Genomic DNA, 20,195 nt, shown 5'->3' with positions numbered 1-20,195 from the left:
CCAACTTCAACTGCTGAAAGTAGCCGGTCTATTAACTTAGATCGGCTACTTTTTTGCTTAAAAATCGGAGGAAACAACATTGAAAATTAATCATCAACGGTCAGCAGCTATTTTTACGCTGTTGACCGTCATAATTTCCCTGTTTATGGCTCCCATGACTGCGCTGGCTGCCTCAATGGAAAACGTGAACCATTATCCATTACAAAACACTTGGAAATTTCACTTGCTTGGCATGTCCCTTGATACTGAATACGGGATTTACCAGAAACAAATTGATGGTAATCGTATTGCTTTCTGTATTGAACATGGGATTCCGTTGGATATGGCCGGTTCTGGTTATCAACCACAGGCTTATTCATCTGAAAAGAAAGAATTGCTGACGAAGATTGCCTATTACGGCTATCGCGTTAATCCCACTAAGCACAACTATGCGCTAACTCAAATGATGATTTGGGAAGCCTTGGGTGACGAATTAGTCAAAACCAATACCGACTTCTATTCATTCAAAGCGGCCGTCATGCAAAAGGTTAATGATCATGACCGTAAGCCATCTTTTAATGGTCAAACCATCGACTTAAATGTCGGCGACAAATTGGTCTTGAATGACGCCAACGGCGTGCTTAGTAAGTATGGTTCATTAGTTGAAGATTCAACTGGCTTACAAGTTCAAAAGAACGGTAATAGCCTGACATTGACCGCAACTAAAGATTCTAAGCAAGATGGCAATTTGAAATACGCCATCGCCCATGGTAATGACATTGGTGAATCATTTATGTACACCAAAGGCGCCCAACAAAAGTTGGTTGATTTCAAACTATCAAATGGTGGTGAATTCAACGTGCATGTCCGCGTTCACCCACTGGGTCGTGTCCGTATTCATAAGATTGATGAACAGACTAAACAACCATTACCCGGTGTTAGTTTTGATGTCACGACACCAGAACACAACAAACAAACGGTAAAAACTGATGGTAATGGTGATGCTGACCTTGGTGAATATAAAGCCGGTACGCCAGTGACGATTGAAGAAGTTCAAGCACCACACGGTTATCACAACCGTCACGAAAAGAAGACGGTCACGGTTGAATCTGGCAAGACAATCACCGCCGAATTTGGCGATAAACGTCAGCTAGGTAACGTGACACTATCTAAAATTGGTCGTGAATATGGCACCAATATGTATAACAAATATTACTCATTAAACGGTGCGATCTATGGTGTCTTCTCTGCTGATGGTAAGAAAATGGGTACGATGACGACTGATGCTGGTGGTCATGCTGAATTCAAGAACTTACCACTTGGTTCTTACTATGCACAAGAAGAAAAAGCGCCTGCTGGTTATGAACTTAGCAAGACACATCTTAACTTTACCTTGAACACTGATGATCAAAATGTCGAAGTTACCAGCGCGGCGATTAAAGCTGTCGACGATGAACAAAATGGAATGGTCTTTTTAAACAAAGCCGACAGTCAAGATGGTTCTCAAGGCCGTGGTGCTGCCACCGTGAATGGTGCTGTTTACGAAATTCGCCGGACTTCTGACGATAAATTAATGGACACCAAAGTTGTTAAAAATGGCGGTACGATCATGGCAGAATTGCCACTGGATGACTACTACTGGATTGAAACAAAGGCACCAGTTGGCTATTTAAAAGACACTGAAAAACATCATTTCCAGATTAAGATTCCTAATCAAACTGAACATTCAACTATGAACGTCATGAATGTCAAAGAACACGTCATTACGGGTGGTTTTGATCTGATTAAGTTCGGTAACTATGATTGGCATACCGCTTTATCAAACAAGTTGACTGGTAAGTCCAATGAAATGAAAGTGCTCAAAGGGGTCGAATTCAAAGTGACTAGCAACACAACTCACAAGATCGTGGCGAGTGGCGTTACTAACGATGAAGGTTATTTACGCTTTAACGACCTACCTTATGACACTTATACAGTTGATGAAACTGGTACTCCTGAAGGCTATCAAGGAAGCAAGTCCTTCCAAGTGACGGTTCACGAACAAAACGAAAGCCACCATTACACGGTTGAAAACAAGGTCTTAGAAGAAAAGTTACGCGTGGTCAAAGCTGATGTTGAAACTGGGCATACAATTCCACGTGCTGACGCTGCTTTTAAGATTAAGTCATTGCAGACAAAACGTTATGTCACAATGCCTAAGCCAAATCATGATGGCTATACGGATACGTTCTATACAAATCATAATGGCTACTTGTTAACAACGGAGGCTTTACCATACGGTAAATATGAACTAGAAGAAGTTCAGGCACCCGAGGGTTACGTTCTATCTAAAGAAAAAATGCCGTTTACCGTTGATGGTAAGCACGTTGATAAGACAATCGACATTAAGTTTGTTGATAAGTCGCAAAAAGGGATTGTGATGTTGGATAAGACTGGTCAAAAGCCAGTTGGCGTTGAGAAACACAATACTAAGTTTGGTCCACAATACCAATTTAAGTACGACAAACAGCCTTTAGCTGGTGCTAAATTTAACTTTGTGGCTCGTGAAGATATCAAGACTCATGATGGCACACTTCGTGCGAAGAAAGGCAGCGTCGTTGCCTCCGCAACCACTGATAAGAACGGGCATATTAAAACGCCTGAACTTTATCTTGGTAAGTACAGTGCCATTGAAAAAATTGCACCAAATGGTTTTATTGTGAATAAAGATCCATTGAACTTTGAATTGAAGTACGCTGGTCAACTGGTACAAGTGACTTCAACGAGTTTAGAAGTTAACAACGAGTTCCAAAAGATCAATGTGAATATCCATAAACAAGAAGAACAGGTTGAACGTTGGGAACATAACGCACCTGCACTACGCACAGTTGCAGCCAACGGTCAAGTCTTCGGTTTATTTACTAAAGATGCCTTCAATGACAAGAACATGGATGTTCCAGCTAACGCTCTCTTAGCAACCGCGACGGTTAAAGATGGCAAGGCCGCTTTTGCTGACATGCAATTACCAGAAGGCAGTTATTACGTTAAAGAACTTGATGCTGGGGCACTATTTGATAACGATAACGAAACTTACGCTTTCGATTTCAAGGCTAGTGACAACAACGACACGAAGAGTTTTGAAATTAACAGTAAAACGGGAGCCCCAATCCTTAACAAGTTGCATTTTAACCAAATTACGTTCCGTAAATTGAATGAAGCGGCTAAGTTAATTGAGAAAAAAGGTTATCAATACAGCATGGACGATAACGCCAAGGGTGCTACCTTTGACCTGTTAGATGACAAGCAAAAGGTGCTTCGTTCAATTACCATCAATGAAGATTCGCTTGGCAGCATCAAGCAGTTACCAGTTGGGACCTTCTATCTGAAAGAAACTCATACGGCTGACAGTCACCACGTGTTATCAACGAAACTTGTTAAGTTAGTTTCAACGAAAAACGGTGTGACAGTTTTCGATGCTGACGGTCAAAAGCTAAATGATCAGGCTGGCAAGGATGGTTCATTGCCACTCTTTGAACTCAAGAACTACTTGGCTAAAGGTTCAGTTGAATTAACCAAGAGTGACGTTTCAACGGGTGAATTATTGCCAGACACCAAGGTAAAACTGATCAACGACAAGCACGAAGTGGTCTTTGAAGGTAAAACTGACGCTCACGGTGTGGTTAAATTTGGCGATTTACCAGTCGGTCAATATGAATTTATTGAATACGACGCTCCGAAAGGTTATGAGATTAACCCAGAACCTGTGAAGTTCGAAATTAAGACTGACGGTGAAATCGTTAAGGCAAAAATGGTTGACCATAAGAAACCAACCCCAACTAAACCTGCTCCAAAGCAGCCAGAAACACCAAAGACACCAGAACAACCAAAAGTCCCGGCAGCACCTAAGCCACAACAACCACAAGCACCAAAACCAGAACAACCAAAGGTAACGTCACCAATCGTAAAAGCATTACCAAAGCCGGTGCAGAAGATGATTCAATCCTTACCACAGACTGGTGAAGCTAGTTCAGTTGTTTTAGCAATCATTGGGATGGTCGTGCTAGTTGCCGGTAGTTCACTTTACCTATACTTCGCTGGTAAGAAAAAGAAATAACAAATTGCGCGTTAAAAATAAAATTAAATACGTACGTCAAAGCCGTTAGTGGGTCTCAATTTCTCATTAACGGCTTTTTTACGTCAAAAAGTGAGGAAAAATTATGGATTTAAAATATGTCGTACCCAAGGTTCGCGAAACTTTTGGCAACTTAGAATTTGCTAGCGAGAAGTCAGTGGAACATGAACGTGGTACTAACACTAAAGTCGTGAGTCGTACCTACAATCTCTTTTCTGACAAACAACGTGCTGATGAAATTGAAGTCACGATTCCAGCGACCGCAGGTGATAAGAAACAAACGTTGAAAATTGAAGATCGAGTGAAACTTGTAAACCCACGGGTTGTTGCGATTGGGTATCGAATTGGCGAACAAGCCTTTACCCGTTACAACTGCTATGCGGACGACGTTGTCAAACTCTAGGAGGAACTACAAATGAGATTACCAGAAGGCATTCAGATTGATCCAGAAGCCACTTTTGGCACCTTGAAATTTTCAGCGATGCGTCGTGAACGCTTCAATGTTGACGAAGATGGTGCATTAACGACCGACATTAAAGAACGGACTTTTGATTTAAAGAGCCTCGGTCAAGGCATGATGGTGCAGGTTTCAATTCCGGCCAGTGCCGGTGAAAAGAACTTTGATTACAACCAAGTTGTTGAGTTGGTGAACCCAGTCTTAGATACGGTCGCCAACATTGAATATCGGACCGCCACCGCGACCTGGTATATGAAAGCTGACGATTTAGTTGCAAAGAGCGCATCAAGTGCTCAGAAAGGCAAACCGTTAAATGATAAAGCCTAATGCCTACTCCCCTATTCGTGGACCAGACACGGTTCACCACAAATCAGAAAACTAAACAAGGAGCTGACTATATGGATATTGCGTTAAACGTAGTTCACTACGAAGATTTTGTTGAAGACTACGTCAAGAATGTAAAAGCACAATATCAGCACAACACTGAGGAACTTATATCTGAACTTGGTGCTTATATTTTAGAAAATCCTGATAGTTTCCAACAAATTCGGATTTTGAATGACTGCACGGTTGACGGAATCGCTAAATTCTTTACATTTGTCGGCTATCAGGGCGATGAAGGCATTCAAGTTTTCTATATTGGCATGACTGATGAATAAAAATCGAAAAAGAGTAATCATACGAAGGTAACTTATGGAAATTGGCGCTACTGTCGATAACTACGTTGGTTTTATTGATGACTATTTGAACAATGTCCTGCTAACTTTCCAACGGGATAGTTATGAGATCCTCGAAGAAGTTATTAGCTTCTTTAAAAACAATCCTGATAATTACCACGAAATCATAGTTAAAGGTGAATGTTGCAAGGACGGTATCGGGAAAATTTTTATCTTTGTGGATTATCACTGGGAAGATGGTTTAGATATTCGATACATCAGTGTAAACGACGAATAAGCAAATAAATTTAACAACACAGAGGTGGCTAATGAACTTTACAGCACGCATCAACAAGCAGGAAACATTTATCGACGATTATTTGAAACACGTTAGGCCGGATTCTTGGCAAGATTGTTACGCACTGCTAGAAGGCATTGTTCAGTCTCTTCTAGAAAGCAAAAACAAGCACCATGAAATCATCGTTCAGGGTAAAGACATTTACGATGGTATGAATAAGCGATTTGCGTTTACTGGATTTCAAACCGAGTATGGGCTCGAGATTTACTACTGTGGTGTTGGCAATGCGTAGTCTATTCATTTATCGTGGTCGTCGGATCAGACTCAATGACCGGTATATTATTTTTCGAACTATGACGGCCATAGCATTAATCCTGTTTTTAACCATGTTGGTGATTGGGTATTGGCCTAATTTATCTCGGATTAACTACCAGACGGCCTCTTGGCCGTTTATTCAAAGTCTGCCATGGACATTGACGCCGATTATTGTCAGCATTATAACAACTATCATAGTCATGACTGCTGGTTTTGTGGCCTGGACGTATTGGTTTGCGGATTCATATAAACAGTTACAACACATTCAAAAGATTGCCCGCATGTTTTTCGATAACAACTGGTACGAAACACAAAAAGTTGAGAGTGGCGGCTTCTTCAAGGATTTATCCAAGGGCAAGACTAAGGAAAAAGTCCGCTATTTTCCCCGTGTGTATTATCGGAGAAGTCACGGGCTCATTCACATCAATGTCGAAGTGGTTATGTCGAGTTATCAGGATCAGTTACTAACGCTTGAAAGCAAGTTAGAAAGCGGCCTGTACTGTGAACTCGTTGATAAGATGTTGCATGACTCGTTTGTTGAATACGTGCTGCTGTACGACACTTTAGCCAACCGGATTACGATTGATCAGGTGACGTGTGAAAATGGCGCTATGCGCCTCATGGACGATGTGTATTGGAAGTACGATTCACTGCCACATATGTTGATTGCGGGTGGGACTGGTGGCGGTAAAACGTACTTCATTTTGACGTTGATTAACGCCTTAGTTAAAACCAACGCCAAGCTTACAATTCTTGACCCTAAGAACGCTGACTTAGCGGATTTAGCCACGGTTTTACCAGATGTCCATTCAAAAAAAGAAGACATGCTAGCAGCGCTAGATGCCTTCTATGCGGAAATGATGGCGCGAAATGACCAAATGAAGCAGATGGATGGTTATAAAACTGGTGAAAACTATGCTTATCTGGGCCTACCAGCCCACTTTTTAATCTTCGATGAATACGTCGCTTTTATGGACATGCTGGGACGCGATGCCATTCAGGTGATGAATAAACTAAAACAGATTGTCATGTTAGGACGACAATCTGGTTTCTTCTTGATATTGGCGTGTCAACGTCCAGACGCAAAGTATCTTGGTGATGGAATTCGTGACCAATTCATGTTCCGAGTAGCTTTAGGCCGCATGTCTGAAATGGGCTACGCAATGATGTTTGGTGAACAGAACAAGGATTACTTCAACAAACCCATCAAAGGCCGTGGTTACGTTGATACTGGTGGCAGTGTCATTAGTGAATTTTACACACCATTGGTACCGAAAAGCTTTGATTTTCTTTCAGAAATTAATGGTGAAGATAATCTAGAATGAGAATGTGTTCTTTCAAAGTTTTCCATTCTTGTTGTGGATCAACTATGATATTTTCGTAATGACCATCATTGCTAGTAGTTGTCTCTTCCGTGGTGTAGACACGTAAAAGATGTGTAATCGAATGTCCATTCTTAACAAATTTGGAAATCAAGTTTTTATAATCGGGTAGCAAAGTTTCAATTTGAATTTCGTTGAAAAAAATTGAAATTGGCTTCCCATCAATACTTTGATAAGGGAAAACTATTCTATATAAAACGTAAGGATTATTAGCCTCATCTCTCTCATCATAAGCATTAAGAACAGCAGTACCAAACCAGACGACTTTCAAAAATGGATATTTAATATGAACATCAGACTTAATTTTTTCAATTGGATAGAATAATTCGTCTAAATAAATTTGTTTATCACTATTTTTAAGTGGTTGACGAGTGTATCTGTTAGCTACAATACTTTCAAGAACACTGATAGGCGTATGAGTTATTACTGTCCGACGTTTCCCAGAAGCACCTGATGTCTTGGTTCTTGGTGTAGATTTTTTCTCTGTACTGTTTGTTTTTTTCTGTACCTTTATGTCGTTATCGTGACCATCGACGGGAAAATCAAGGACAGCCTGTCCCGATTCATATTGTATAGCAGCATTTTTATCAGTAGTTTCGTCACTATGTGAGTCTGATTTAATATTACAAGTATGCTCATCATTTGCGTGAGACTGTCGAAAATATGCATGACAATGAGTGCTACCCACTGCACATAGCGTTAGTGCTAGCTGACATTTTCCAGTTCTATCTTGCCGATCTCGTCCACAAACAAAATTATGTGCATCATAGCCTTGTAGAACAATGTCCACGGCGTCTTTAATAGAAACTGTATCGCCCTTTCTTTTACCAATCGACAAAACTGCATAATTAGTTTCCATAAATATCATCTCCATATTTGTATTTGATCGAATAACCATTGTGCTTTTCACAATTTAGTTATGAAATGTAAATTCCTAACTATGGATAAATGGTCTCACAAAAAAAGAAAATCAAAAATCGTTGATATCTTAATTAAGCAGAATGAGTTAAATCACGGAATTGACTAATTTGTTTCTAAAATATCATAGCCTTTTGCTTGAGTTACTTATTTTAGTAGATTTATCTCTTTATCATTCATATTCTTCTATTGATATTTGCGTGAAAAGGTACCGATGCAAAATGCCCATGTGATGGAATTCGTGACCAACTACGCTTGCCAAACCACATGGCCTTTAAAATTGGGATCACCTAAAATTTGGCCGTTAAAGTCCATTTGGACGCCAAAATCATTTTCTAATACTGCCCACAAACCTTTATATGACATATTGGGAATGAGTAGACGATAGTCGTAACTAAATCTGAACAGTCCGACCTCTATTGGTGCGAAAGCCTTAACAGGAATAGTAACGGTATATTTATCAGACGCCCAGTCGTCGACACCATCTTGGTTTGGTGTGAAAACTTGTAATGTATATTCTGCTGAAGATGTATTTGAATATTGTAATAGCCACTTTTTCCGAAGTACAAAAGGATTACTAAATGTTGTCGATAGCCATGAAGACAACACAGAGGGATCGTCAATTTTAATTTGTGGAGTTACTGAATCTAGATGCGCATTAATGAATTGACACAAGGAAATTGTTATTAACGCTAAATTATAGTTATCTACACTAAAACTAAAAGTTGATTTATGACTATCGGTTTCTTCCAGTTTGAGAGCCATAGCCCAATCTTGTGTGGTGGTGCTCTTTTTGTCGATGATCATTCGGTTAATGAGAAATTTTAGGGAGGAGTTATTTAGTATTTGATGTAAAAATTCATTTGTAAAAACACTATTTGCATCGTGTAAATCAAATAGCCTATCTTTAACTTCTTTCCAAAGATCCCTAGCTAACTGTCTTTCAATGTCAATTTGCGGTGCTGATTTTTTAATAACACTCTTTATTTCTCTGGTTGGTAACAAGTCTTTAATTATAAGTTCTGCAGCATCATCAGAAGAAAGATTACCAATATCTCTTGCAAAAATTCCTTTTGCATAATCAGGTAATAATGGTTTTTTAGTATTAGGTTCGTGTCCGAAAGAATAAAATAGCACGCGCGTTTGGTCAGGGTTATCTGCTATAAAATCGGCTATAATACGCGTTTCTTTTGATACACCGCCTTTCATTTGATTAGCTTTTTGCACGTAGGTATTATTAGTAAAAACTAGTACTTTTTTACCTGTCCTCAGGCCTTGATGCATAAAAAAGTCTAAATAATTGCCAATATGCAAATCCTTTTGATCAAAAATACAAAAGAATCCTGCATTGGTTAATTTTTTAACTATTGCGGCAACTTTAGTAGCATCTTCAACGGGGTCACTGCTATAAGAAATAAAAACACTGTTTTCAGGAAGGTCGTTAGGTTTTGTCATACTTATCAGTTCCTTCTAAATTATTTAACTAAATTATAGTTCACTATTGAACAACACGCTACGTGGCGCCGTGCGGAGCGAAAGGCGTAAGCGTAGCGTGTGGTCGGCGTTAGCCGACCTTTAACCCCCGTATACTAACAGGGGGGTACAAATAGAACACTGACTGCTCGAGTAACGTAGAAATACCAAGGCTTGAGCAGCTATCAACTGGTCGTGACCAAGCAAATTTGGCCGTGACCTTTTATTTTGGAGGTAGAAAATGCGCTGGTTTGAAACCATCAGCCAACGCCGCTTGGCAAAACAAGTTACACAAAAAGATTTAGCCGTTCGGCTTAGCATTACGCGTGAGCATCTAAGCCGGATTGAACGTGGGACTCGCAATGCGAGTCCAGCCCTGCAAGAACTGATTGACGAGACACTTGATAATTGGTCGAGTGAAAATGAACTGTTTTTACAGTTCGACTATGTACGATTGCGTTTTCCAACTGCTGATTACCAACTCGTCATTGATGAAGTCTTAGGTATTCAACGCGAGTTCATGGCCTTTGAAGATTGGGCGTTTAACGGTTACTCTGCCCAATATGTTTTCAGCAATATCGTCGTCATGGTGTCCCTACCGCATGAAAATCTTGGCACGTTAGTCGAACTAAAGGGTCAAGGCTGCCGTGAAATGGAAGGCTTGCTGCTAAAGCAAGATCGAACCTGGTATGACTTTTTCCAGCAATGTTTAGCTTATAATGTCACGTTTAAGCGTCTAGACTTAGCAATTAATGACACTGTGGGTTTGCTTTCCATTCCTGAACTGATTAAAAAGTGTGAACGAAATGAATGTATCTCCGTACTTCGTAACTACCAGGGCATTCGTTCCGGCGGGGTTCGTGAAGAAGTTCAAGGTTCTCATGGCGCTACCCTGTACCTTGGTTCAATGCGAAGTGAAATTTACTTTTGTGTTTACGAAAAAGCGTATGAACAGGCCCAAAAGAAAGGCATTGCGGTTGAAGATGTCCCAGTTAAGAACCGGTTTGAAATTCGTTTGAAGAATGCGCGGGCAGAAAAAGCTGTCGAAGACTTGCTGAGTTTTAGGAATGTTGAACAAACGGCGTTTGGCATTATTACCCGCTATGTCCGCTTTGTTGATCAAAAACCAAATATGGAACGTGAAGACTGGCCTATCAATCCAAGATGGGCCTATTTTTGTGGACAAAATCGGCTGCCATTACGACTAACGATAGCGCCTGAGCCCTTCGACTTAAACCTGACACGTAACTGGATTCGCAAACAAGTCGCGCCAATGTTGAAAGTGTTGTTTGAGATTGATGCGTTTCATCATAATTCCGACACGCTCAACATGATTAACAACATTGAGTTAGAAGAACGCCATGAACAATTGATTGAACAGTATACCGTTGGGAGAGAAAAATATGGCGATCGTTGATAACTTCGAACCCTTAACCAATTGTCTCGTTTTTGAAAGTGATTATGTCTGCAATGTCTATCGCGTTCACGGCATTTATGTAGTCGGTGTGATTGAAGATCCACAGTACAACTATCTCGCACATATGCAGCGATTTGGCACCCCGACTGAAATTATTGATGAGTGGATTCAAAAATACTGGACGGCAAATTTATGGAACGTTAACGCTCGCCCAGCGCCACGGCGTGATCCTTTGCAATCCCTCATCTCACAAGCGGCGCATGAACGTGGCTTGCCACTACTGACTAGTCGACTATTTGGTAACCAAAATGAGTAGCCGTTTGACTAGCTATTTAGCCACGAAGTATTTCAACTGCGGTATTGAGCGTCTTTGTTATTACCGTGATTTAGGTCCTCGAACCACACTCTACATTGAGGGGGTGATCATTAGCCACAGTTACTATGAATATCAGTTTTATAAGGCTACCTTTTTACCGCACCACACAACTAAATACGTTGTTTATGCCGAGCATCTAACGATGTCGCAATTGGTCAACCGAGTTGGTCATTATTGCGATTACTTAGATGCTTTTTCTTTTCCTCGCCACCACTAAAGGAGTGATCATTTATGAATTTCGGACAAAATTTATTTACTTGGTTTACGAGTAACGCCCAGAGTTTGGTGTTAATGGCAATTGCTGTTATCGGGATTTATTTAGGTTTCAAACGGGAGTTTTCAAAGTTGATTGGTTTCTTAATTATCGCAGCAGTTGCGGTTGGACTAGTCTTTAACACCGGCGGCGTTAAGGATGTCTTACTCAGCTTATTCAACCGAGTAGTCGGAGCCTAACTGATGGATGAACTCAAAGTCTATCTCGTCAACTTGGGGCGATACAACGAAAATGAACCTACCGGAGCGTGGTTCACGCTGCCGCTAGATTATGACCAAGTGCGTGAAACACTAAAGTTGGATGCAACTCACGAAGAATACGCCATTCACGATTACGAATTGCCAATCAAGATCTCGGAATATGAAAGTTTAGAACGCTTGAATCGGATTTACCATGCGGCGACGACCATTTCAGAAACACCATTTTATCCGATCATTAATGATCTGGTAGAAGCCTGGTTTACTAGTATTGAAGATCTTGCTGAAAATCTGGATGAACTACACATGTATCAAGGTGATGTTACTGACTTGGCCCGTCGTATTGTAGACGAAGGTGTTTTTGGCGATGTAAGTGACAATTTGAAGTTTTATATCGATTTTCAACGACTTGGCGAAGTCATGTTAATCGATGGCAACTATCTCGAAACCACTGCCGGTTTAGTTGAATATTCCGGTTAGATTCATGAGAGTCAGTCTGTCAAAGGGCTGGCTTTTCTTTACCCAAATGAAAGGAGGTACAACCCATGAAAAAAGTTCGTAGTTATACGTCAATCTGGTCTGTTGAAAAGGTGCTCTACGCCATCAATGATTTAAACCTGCCGTTTCCTGTGACCTTTACCCAAATGACATGGTTTATCTTGTCACTATTTTTCGTCATGATTTTTGCCAACATTCCGCCACTCAGCTTGATCGATGGTGTATTCCTGAAGTTTTTAGGTATCCCCGCAGCAATCACGTGGTTTATGAGTCAAAAAACATTTGATGGCAAGAAACCAATTGGCTTCTGTCGATCAGTAATTCAATACGTAATTGCCGCAAAAACAACGTTTGCCAATCGACATGTGAAGTTAACCCAAGAACTATCCCCTGTAAAAGTTACTTACGTTTGGAGTGTTAAAAATGAAATTTCCAATTAAATATATCGAAAACAACCTTGTCTTTAATCAAGACAACGAATGTTTCGCCTACTATGAACTCGTTCCATACAATTACTCGTTTTTGTCACCGGATCAAAAACAACAGGTGCACGAAAACTTTCGTCAACTAGTGGCGCAAAACCGCGACGGCAAGCTGCATTTTCTGCAACTGGCTACCGAGGCCAGCATCAAAGAAACGATGGAGCGGTCAAAACAATTGGTCAAAGGCAGCTTAAAAGAAACGGCCGTCCAACACATTGACGGACAAGTCGAAGCGTTAACTGAACTGATTGGTGAGAACCAAGTTGATTATCGCTTCTTTGTGGGTTTCAAACTGCTGCTCAAAGAAACCGAAGTCACTGTAAAGTCGGTTTGGAATGATTTCGTGCTGGGATTACAGGACTTTATGCATACCTTTAACGAACAATTCGCTGGGGATTTCATGGTGATGAATAATGATGAAGTCGAACGGTTTATGAAAGTCGCCCATTTCCTTGAAGATAAGGTCAATCGCCGCTTTAAGATTCGCAAGTTAGACAAGAATGATTTTGGCTATTTGATGGATCACTTGTACGGTGTGACCGGACAGGACTATGACGATTACCAATACCATTTACCACAGGTCAAAACGAAGAAAACTACGCGGATTAAACGGTATGACCTCATTAAACCAACCCGTGCCATGATTAATCAAAAGCAGCGTTATCTCGAGATTACTAATGGCTGGGACACCACTTATGTCACGTACATGGTATTGTCCGACATTGTCGGTGAATTAGAATTTCCAGGATCAGAAATCTTCTACTTCCAACAACAACAGTTCAATTTTCCAATTGACACTAGTCTGAATGTGGAAATTGTGACCAACAAACGGGCTTTGACGAAGGTGCGCAATAAGAAAAAGGAATTGCGCGATCTTGATAACCACGCTTATGAATCGAACAACGAAACGTCACGTGGTGTGAGTGAAGCCTTAGACTCGGTTGATGAACTGGAAGCAAACCTTGATCAGACGAAAGACGCCATGTACAAGATTTCTTATGTGATTCGCGTGTCAGGCAAGACAAAAGATGAAATGGTCAAACGTGCCAATCAGATTATGGACTTCTACGACAGCTTGAACATCAAGCTCATTCGTCCGTTTGGTGACATGCTAGGACTGCATGGAGAGTTTATCCCAGCTTCAAAGCGTTACATCAATGACTATATTCAATATGTCACCAGTGATTTCATTGCTTCGCTTGGTTTTGGGGCGACGCAAGCGCTCGGCGAAAAGGAAGGTATCTATGTGGGGTATAACGTTGATACTGGTCGGAATGTGTACATCAAGCCAGATTTGGCCGCTCAGGGTGTCAAAGGCACGGTAACGAATGCTTTATCGGCTGCCTTTCTGGGGTCGTTGGGTGGTGGGAAATCCTTTAGTAATAACCTGCTAGTCTATTACGCCACTTTATATGGTGCCCAGGCACTGATCTTGGACCCCAAATCTGAACGAACCGGTTGGCGTGACGAACTCGACTTTATGAAGGATGACATTAATGTCGTCAACCTAACCAGTGATGATAAGAACCGTGGGCTACTTGATCCTTATCAGATTTTGGACAATCTCAAAGATTCAGAAAGCTTAGCGGTTGACACATTGACGTTTTTAACCGGGATTTCCAGTCGTGATGCGGAAAAATTTCCCACGTTGCGTAAGGCAATTCGGAACGTCACCCAAGGAGAACAACCCGGGCTTTTGAAAGTCATTGATGAACTACGAAAAGAAGATACGCCAATCAGCAAACACATTGCCGACCACATTGAGTCTTTTACGGATTATGATTTTGCCACACTCCTGTTCAGCGATGGTACCAGCAATAATTCAATCTCTTTGGATAAGAATATTAACATCATTCAGATTGCCGACTTAGTATTGCCGGATGCTGATAAAACACAAGATGAATATATTACCGTGGAAATGTTGTCTGTGGCGATGTTGATGATTATCTCAACCTTTGCCATCGACTTTATTCATAGTGACCGCTCACGCTTCAAGATTGTTGACCTTGACGAAGCGTGGGCGTTTTTGAATGTCGCTCAAGGCAAAACCTTGTCGATGAAGCTCATTCGTGAGGGTCGTTCCATGAACGCCGGAGTTTATCTGGTCACACAGAACGCCAATGACTTACTGGACGAAAAAATGAAGAACAATATCGGCATGAAGTTCGCTTTTCGTTCTACTGATATCAATGAAATTAAGCACACATTGACCTTCTTTGGCCTTGATGCAGAAGACGAAGCGAATCAAAACCGTCTACGTAGCTTGGATAACGGCGAATGTCTCTTTCAAGATATCTGGGGACACGTCGGCGTACTGCACTTTGAATATATCTTTGAACATCTCTATCGGGCTTTTGATACCCGGCCACCACAAGCAGCTATCGGAGGTGATTAGATGCACCGAGTCAAATGGAAGCGAGTTCTTAAAATCAGCATGTTAGTGCTGCTATGCGCATTCTTAATTGTGTTAGCCACTGGAATTACAGTTCAAGCCAGTGGTTTAGTTGAAGAGACAATCAACACGCACAATGAGTATTCCAAATACCCGTTAAATAATTATCAATTGGATTATTTCGTGGACTCTAGTTGGGATTGGCTGCCGTGGAACTGGGGTGATGGGATTGGTAAGTCCGTGATGTTTGGCGTCTATGCCATTACCAACTTTCTGTGGTTAGTCTCTGTCTATCTGTCTTCAGCTACTGGTTATCTGGTGTCAGAAGCTTATTCGTTAGACTTCATTAAAGACACCAGTGATGCCATTGGCAAGAACGTCCAGACCCTTGCTGGTGTTAGTCAACATGGCTTTTCTAGCACTGGGTTTTACCCTGGCATGATGTTATTACTGATTTTAGTTTTAGGTGTTTATGTCGCTTATGTCGGCATGTTGAAGCATGAAACCTCTAAAGCCATCTCGGCAATCGTCAACTTTGTCACGATTTTCATCGTATCCGCTAGTTTTATTGCCTTTGCGCCGAATTATATTGATAAAGTGAACGGTTTTTCATCGGATATTGCGACCTCAGCGCTGAACACCGGATCAAAGCTTATCATGCAAAATGATAAGGGGCACTCACAAAATGGCGTGGATGCCATTCGGGACACCTTATTCACCGTTCAGGTCAAGCAGCCGTGGACACTACTACAGTTCGGCGATTCCGACCCGAAAAAGGTCGGACAGGATCGCATTGATAAGTTAGCAAAAACGAGTCCCTTCAAAGATAAAGGTAAAGCGCGAACAGAACTTGTTAAGGATGAAATTGAGAAGAAAGATAATGACAACTTGTCGGCGGTGAAAACCATTAATCGCTTGGGCGTGACGGTCTTCATAGTCTTATTTAATATCGTGATTACCATCTTTGTGTTTATCCTGACAGCCATCATGATTTTCAGTCAGGTGCTCTTCATCATCTATGCCATCTTTTTACCGATAGCCTGTTTGTTAGCGATGATACCCAGTTTCAATGGCATGTTAAAAACGACCATTATGAAGCTATTTAACGTCATTATGATGCGCGCTGGTATCACGCTAGTGCTGACGATGGCCTTTTGTCTGTCCACCTTGATTTATGGACTGTCCGCTACTACTCCATTCTTCTTAGTCGCGTTTTTACAAATTGTGGTATTCGGCGGCATTTATCTCAAACTGTCAGATTTAATGGGCTTAATGTCGTTGCACAGCAGTGACGTTCAGAATGGTGCGAGTCAACTCCATCGGCGCGGTCAAAATACAGTACGGCGTTTCATGACCAAAGTTGGTTTAGGTGCTTTAGCTGGTCAGGGACTCAGTAGTTTAGCCAGACGAAAGGCTTCACCAGCAACAGTCAATAACAGTCCGACAACGCCAGTTAGTCCCCATGCCCGACCACAAGCAGTCCCGCAGGCACAGACAACTGGTAATAAGCAGACCGGTCAACAGACACCACCAGTCAATCCACGGAGTAAAGCCGAACAGTTTGGTTCTAAAGTCGGTCAATTCATGGATACTAAGGAACGCCTGAAAGACAAGGCACTCAAAGCTAAAGACCAGCTCAAGGATTTACCGATCAACACGAAATATGGCCTGCAAAAGAAAAAAGAAGCAACGAAAAAAGGTCTGCAAGACTTCAAACAATCTGCAATGGACCAACGCATTGAGAACGAACTGGCACGTGATCAAGCTAACCGGCGGCGCCGTCAAACAATTAAGGATCGCAAATTGGCCTTAACTAAGCGACAACAAGAACCGCAAGCAAAAGTACCGGTGGTTGATCCAATTGATGATAAACATCGCCGTCAATTCTCCAAACGGCCAACTTCATCTGTTGAATCATCTCAGAAGCCGCATAAACGTCCAGGGATCATGCCTATTCCAGTGCCCTTCAAAAGAACTGACCAACCGCCTAAAGCTAATCGTCCTAAGAGTCACGACAATAAAAAGCTGTACCGGCAACCTAATTCACAGACACCGCCAATTCCGGTTAAGTCAGACAAAATAAAAGATTCTGAAACAAAGAATCCGCGCCGTTATCATATCCAAAATGGCAAGAAGCAGCTCCCTAAGTCAACGCAACGTGAGGAGCGCGACCAGCAGCAACAAAACAAGCAGCGACCAGTGACTAACAAGGTATTGCCAAAAGATACTAAAAATAAGTCACTACCAACTACTGATGCACAAGACAAGTCTGCACGTAAGATACAGGCACAAAAGTCTATCGTGCCTAGTCAACCAGTGCAACCGAAACCAGTAGCGACTAAAGTAACTACTGAGCGACAGCCAATGGTCAAACCACGCACAACGCTCAAACGTAAAATCAATCCACGATTAGTGAATGGCAGAAAGGATCGGCGACATGAAACTAAATAAATGGCTCTTAGCAGCTATTGTCCCGCTGATTCTCATTGGCGGGCTTTTATTTGCTGTCATTACGAGTGACGACGATGACGACTCTGGTTCGGGTCCGGCAACAGAGCTAGTCGGTGGTGGTCAGGCGTTGTCGCCGGAAGTCCTTAAGCTTAAAAACATGGTTGAAAAGTATTGTAAACAGTTTGGGATTCCAGAGGATGTGATGACCATTCTTGCCATCATTCAAGTTGAATCCGGTGGCAAAGGTGGTGATGTCATGCAGTCTAGTGAATCATTAGGTCAATCACCAGGTAGTTTGAGTACTGAGGCTTCTGTCAGACAAGGTGTGAAGTATTTCTCAGAAATAGCAACCAATGCCAAATCACATAACATTGCGATTGAAGCGGCCATTCAGGCTTATAACTACGGCGGCGGCTTCTTAGACTACGTGATTAAACATGGCAGTAAATACACGTTTGATGTCGGGTCCGACTTCGCGAAAGAAAAAGCTGGCGGGCGTCGGGTCACTTATACCAATCCGATTGCACCGGAAAAGTGGCGTTATGCCTATGGCAATATGTTTTACGCCAAACTAGTTTCCCAATATCTGGGTAAAGTCAGTGGCAATTTTACGTTTACTGATAAAACCGTCAAAGAAGTCATGGCGTAGGCCGTTAAATATAAAGGCACGCCTTATGTCTTTGGTGGTAGCAATCCTTCCACTGGGTTTGACTGTTCCGGCATTACGCAATGGGCCTTTGGTAAAGTTGGCATCAAGTTACCTCGAACAGCGCAACAACAATATGATGTCACCCAGCACATTAGCTTAAAGGATGCAAAACCAGGCGATTTAGTCTTCTTCCACTCAACTTATGTCTGCCCTGATTACGTGACTCACGTGGGTATTTACGTTGGTCATAACCAGATGTACAACGCTGGTGATCCACTAGACTATGCCGACTTAAATAATGCATACTGGCAAGCTCATTTAATCGGTGCTGGCCGGTTAAGAAAGTAGGTGCATTTGATGATAGACACCGAAGGCTACTCCTATGTAGCTTGGTTGGGACTGTTGACTGAAACGCTGATTACCACCATCAAAGATGAAAAAATCGATTTATCCTACGGCGATAATCAGTTACTAAAAAAACAAATTACCGATCACTTTTCGTCAACTTGGGAACGAATCCACTTCTTTGAGCAACGCCTGCCTAATACGGATGACCTTTCTACAGAGTTGGAATACTTGGCAGCGCAATTACCCACGTTAAAGGCTGGTCATCGACAAGAATATTTGATGGCTGATGAACATGTGACCCATGTCGAAGAATGGCTGGCGAATAAGCACTTCATCAAAGGTGATTATGATTTCATCATTGGGCGTGAACACTTCATGGCTGAGAAATTTTTCTTAGAAGACGATATGTATGACGAATATATGGCAATGGACGCCGCCGATTATGTACGGTTACGTCTCCAAACAATCTTCAAACGATTTTTACGTGATTACCCAGCTTACTACAAACCCTACGAACAAAAAGGAGTCAATCAAAATGTTTAAAAAACACAAACCCGTAGCAAAGACCAGCGAAACTAAAGAAGTCAAACCACCACAACCGCGTTTGCGGTTCAAACGCATTGGCTTGCGCAAGAAGACAGTCGTCTTGTGTTGGAGTGTCTTAATACTAGGCACTAGTTTTGGTGTCTATAAAAGTTTTACAGCAATTGACACGCACACCGTTCATGAACATGAAGTGGTGCGTACCGTGGTGGTTGATACACACGCCGTGACGACCTTTGTATCTGACTTTGCGAAAGTTTACTTTAGCTGGGAACCAAGTCACGAAGCCTTAGACCAACGGCAAGCTAATTTAAAAGACTATCTCACTAATAGTTTACAAACACTGGATGCCGACACGGTGCGCAGCGATATTCCATCAACCTCATCAATCGACCAAGTTAAGATTTGGCGTGTAAAACAGCTTGCTAAGCAGCAATTCGAAGTCCTATTTGCCATCAATCAAACCTTGAAAGTGGATCATGATAAAGGACCAAAGGACGACAAAAAAGACGATAAGGACAAGAAGTCCGAACCGTCAATCAAACATGTTCAAAGTACTTATAGTGTTAACGTGCAAGAAAGTAACCAAGGCAATTTAGTCATTACCAAGAATCCAACGATTGCGGCGGCGCCAAGTAAGGCCAATATTAAGGAAACCCAGTCACAAACCGACAACTCAGTGAATCCAGACACCGTGGCTGACGCAACGAAATTCCTCAAGACCTTTTTCGCACTCTATCCACAAGGGTCACAGAATGAATTGAAGTACTACGTGGCCGATCAAAATATTCAGCCACTGCATAAGGACTACAAGCTTGATGACTTGGTTAATCCAATCTTCCACAAGGAAAAGCAGGGATTAAGGGTCAGTGTTACCGTTAAATACCTGGATAATGAGACTAATATGACGCAACTTTCGCAATTTGAGCTACACCTAATAAAAGAAAACAATCGTTGGAATATTCAGTCAGGTATTTAG

At 41.7% G+C, this 20,195-nt stretch carries 18 protein-coding genes and 1 pseudogene; 17 read left to right on the top strand and 2 right to left on the bottom strand.

Annotated elements, in window-relative coordinates:
- Positions 1 to 79: 79 nt before the first annotated feature.
- The 7 genes from GB993_RS00795 to GB993_RS00765 all read left to right on the top strand — a co-directional run bounded on the left by GB993_RS00795 (position 80) and on the right by GB993_RS00765 (position 7,141).
- Entirely contained in the window at positions 80 to 4,072 is a 3,993-nt protein-coding gene (locus tag GB993_RS00795) for a SpaA isopeptide-forming pilin-related protein (protein ID WP_161002685.1), read from the top strand.
- 103 nt (positions 4,073 to 4,175) lie between these two features.
- Positions 4,176 to 4,493, top strand: a complete 318-nt coding sequence (locus GB993_RS00790; RefSeq protein ID WP_161002684.1) for a DUF961 family protein — start codon at positions 4,176 to 4,178, stop codon at positions 4,491 to 4,493.
- Between the two features lie 12 nt (positions 4,494 to 4,505).
- Entirely contained in the window at positions 4,506 to 4,874 is a 369-nt protein-coding gene (locus GB993_RS00785) for a YdcP family protein (RefSeq protein ID WP_161002683.1), read from the top strand.
- A gap of 71 nt (positions 4,875 to 4,945) precedes the next feature.
- Complete coding sequence (locus GB993_RS00780; RefSeq protein ID WP_161002682.1) at positions 4,946 to 5,206, top strand: hypothetical protein; 261 nt, start codon at positions 4,946 to 4,948, stop codon at positions 5,204 to 5,206.
- A 34-nt stretch (positions 5,207 to 5,240) separates the two neighbouring features.
- Entirely contained in the window at positions 5,241 to 5,501 is a 261-nt protein-coding gene (locus GB993_RS00775; protein ID WP_161002681.1) for a hypothetical protein, read from the top strand.
- Between the two features lie 31 nt (positions 5,502 to 5,532).
- Positions 5,533 to 5,793, top strand: coding sequence for a hypothetical protein (locus GB993_RS00770; protein ID WP_161002680.1), 261 nt, complete (start codon positions 5,533 to 5,535; stop codon positions 5,791 to 5,793).
- Positions 5,786 to 7,141 carry an FtsK/SpoIIIE domain-containing protein gene (locus tag GB993_RS00765; RefSeq protein WP_161002679.1) on the top strand — a complete coding sequence of 452 codons (1,356 nt, stop codon included), beginning with the start codon at positions 5,786 to 5,788 and terminating at the stop codon, positions 7,139 to 7,141. The genes GB993_RS00770 and GB993_RS00765 overlap by 8 nt, the downstream gene beginning before the upstream one ends.
- Here the strand turns inward: GB993_RS00765 and GB993_RS00760 are convergent.
- Complete coding sequence (locus GB993_RS00760; protein ID WP_161002678.1) at positions 7,116 to 8,057, bottom strand: hypothetical protein; 942 nt, start codon at positions 8,055 to 8,057, stop codon at positions 7,116 to 7,118. The genes GB993_RS00765 and GB993_RS00760 overlap by 26 nt on opposite strands.
- A gap of 308 nt (positions 8,058 to 8,365) precedes the next feature.
- Positions 8,366 to 9,571 (bottom strand): toll/interleukin-1 receptor domain-containing protein, encoded by a 1,206-nt coding sequence (locus tag GB993_RS00755; protein ID WP_161002677.1) that lies wholly within the window; start codon positions 9,569 to 9,571, stop codon positions 8,366 to 8,368.
- 259 nt (positions 9,572 to 9,830) lie between these two features.
- Here GB993_RS00755 and GB993_RS00750 point away from each other — a divergent pair, with 259 nt between their 5' ends.
- From GB993_RS00750 to GB993_RS00705, 10 genes and pseudogenes are all read left to right on the top strand, one after another.
- Positions 9,831 to 11,006: an XRE family transcriptional regulator gene (locus tag GB993_RS00750; RefSeq protein ID WP_161002676.1), complete on the top strand. Its 1,176-nt coding sequence runs from the start codon at positions 9,831 to 9,833 to the stop codon at positions 11,004 to 11,006.
- A complete protein-coding gene (locus GB993_RS00745; protein ID WP_161002675.1) occupies positions 10,993 to 11,322 on the top strand; it encodes a hypothetical protein in 330 nt (109 codons plus the stop codon). The genes GB993_RS00750 and GB993_RS00745 overlap by 14 nt, the downstream gene beginning before the upstream one ends.
- Before the next feature lie 291 nt (positions 11,323 to 11,613).
- The gene (locus GB993_RS00740; protein ID WP_161002674.1) at positions 11,614 to 11,835 is read left to right on the top strand and encodes a hypothetical protein; all 222 of its coding nucleotides are present in this window, start codon (positions 11,614 to 11,616) and stop codon (positions 11,833 to 11,835) included.
- 3 nt (positions 11,836 to 11,838) lie between these two features.
- On the top strand, positions 11,839 to 12,333 hold the full coding sequence (locus GB993_RS00735; protein WP_161002673.1) for an antirestriction protein ArdA: 495 nt from the start codon (positions 11,839 to 11,841) through the stop codon (positions 12,331 to 12,333).
- A gap of 65 nt (positions 12,334 to 12,398) precedes the next feature.
- The gene (locus GB993_RS00730) at positions 12,399 to 12,791 is read left to right on the top strand and encodes a conjugal transfer protein (RefSeq protein ID WP_161002672.1); all 393 of its coding nucleotides are present in this window, start codon (positions 12,399 to 12,401) and stop codon (positions 12,789 to 12,791) included.
- Complete coding sequence (gene tcpF, locus GB993_RS00725) at positions 12,775 to 15,228, top strand: conjugal transfer ATPase TcpF (RefSeq protein ID WP_161002671.1); 2,454 nt, start codon at positions 12,775 to 12,777, stop codon at positions 15,226 to 15,228. Before GB993_RS00730 ends, tcpF begins: the two co-directional genes overlap by 17 nt.
- Positions 15,229 to 17,676: a CD3337/EF1877 family mobilome membrane protein gene (locus GB993_RS00720; protein ID WP_161002670.1), complete on the top strand. Its 2,448-nt coding sequence runs from the start codon at positions 15,229 to 15,231 to the stop codon at positions 17,674 to 17,676.
- A pseudogene (locus GB993_RS00715) lies at positions 17,663 to 18,673 on the top strand (bifunctional lytic transglycosylase/C40 family peptidase). The gene GB993_RS00720 and the pseudogene GB993_RS00715 overlap by 14 nt, the downstream one beginning before the upstream one ends.
- 9 nt (positions 18,674 to 18,682) lie before the next feature.
- Entirely contained in the window at positions 18,683 to 19,216 is a 534-nt protein-coding gene (locus tag GB993_RS00710) for a hypothetical protein (protein ID WP_161002669.1), read from the top strand.
- Positions 19,209 to 20,195: a conjugal transfer protein gene (locus tag GB993_RS00705; protein ID WP_161002668.1), complete on the top strand. Its 987-nt coding sequence runs from the start codon at positions 19,209 to 19,211 to the stop codon at positions 20,193 to 20,195. Before GB993_RS00710 ends, GB993_RS00705 begins: the two co-directional genes overlap by 8 nt.

Origin of the sequence: Furfurilactobacillus milii, assembly GCF_009864005.1 — a bacterium.
Classification (GTDB): Bacteria; Bacillota; Bacilli; order Lactobacillales; family Lactobacillaceae; genus Furfurilactobacillus; species Furfurilactobacillus rossiae_B.
This window is presented reverse-complemented; position numbering and strand designations above follow the sequence as displayed.

Coding starts and splice junctions, on each gene's coding strand:
- GB993_RS00750 (WP_161002676.1), top strand. CDS start 9,831: ATGCGCTGGTTTGAAACCATCAGCCAACGCCGCTTGGCAAAACAAGTT.
- GB993_RS00780 (WP_161002682.1), top strand. CDS start 4,946: ATGGATATTGCGTTAAACGTAGTTCACTACGAAGATTTTGTTGAAGAC.
- GB993_RS00770 (WP_161002680.1), top strand. CDS start 5,533: ATGAACTTTACAGCACGCATCAACAAGCAGGAAACATTTATCGACGAT.
- GB993_RS00740 (WP_161002674.1), top strand. CDS start 11,614: ATGAATTTCGGACAAAATTTATTTACTTGGTTTACGAGTAACGCCCAG.
- GB993_RS00705 (WP_161002668.1), top strand. CDS start 19,209: ATGTTTAAAAAACACAAACCCGTAGCAAAGACCAGCGAAACTAAAGAA.
- GB993_RS00710 (WP_161002669.1), top strand. CDS start 18,683: ATGATAGACACCGAAGGCTACTCCTATGTAGCTTGGTTGGGACTGTTG.
- GB993_RS00785 (WP_161002683.1), top strand. CDS start 4,506: ATGAGATTACCAGAAGGCATTCAGATTGATCCAGAAGCCACTTTTGGC.
- tcpF (WP_161002671.1), top strand. CDS start 12,775: ATGAAATTTCCAATTAAATATATCGAAAACAACCTTGTCTTTAATCAA.
- GB993_RS00730 (WP_161002672.1), top strand. CDS start 12,399: ATGAAAAAAGTTCGTAGTTATACGTCAATCTGGTCTGTTGAAAAGGTG.
- GB993_RS00760 (WP_161002678.1), bottom strand. CDS start 8,057: ATGGAAACTAATTATGCAGTTTTGTCGATTGGTAAAAGAAAGGGCGAT.
- GB993_RS00790 (WP_161002684.1), top strand. CDS start 4,176: ATGGATTTAAAATATGTCGTACCCAAGGTTCGCGAAACTTTTGGCAAC.
- GB993_RS00720 (WP_161002670.1), top strand. CDS start 15,229: ATGCACCGAGTCAAATGGAAGCGAGTTCTTAAAATCAGCATGTTAGTG.
- GB993_RS00775 (WP_161002681.1), top strand. CDS start 5,241: ATGGAAATTGGCGCTACTGTCGATAACTACGTTGGTTTTATTGATGAC.
- GB993_RS00765 (WP_161002679.1), top strand. CDS start 5,786: ATGCGTAGTCTATTCATTTATCGTGGTCGTCGGATCAGACTCAATGAC.
- GB993_RS00735 (WP_161002673.1), top strand. CDS start 11,839: ATGGATGAACTCAAAGTCTATCTCGTCAACTTGGGGCGATACAACGAA.
- GB993_RS00745 (WP_161002675.1), top strand. CDS start 10,993: ATGGCGATCGTTGATAACTTCGAACCCTTAACCAATTGTCTCGTTTTT.
- GB993_RS00755 (WP_161002677.1), bottom strand. CDS start 9,571: ATGACAAAACCTAACGACCTTCCTGAAAACAGTGTTTTTATTTCTTAT.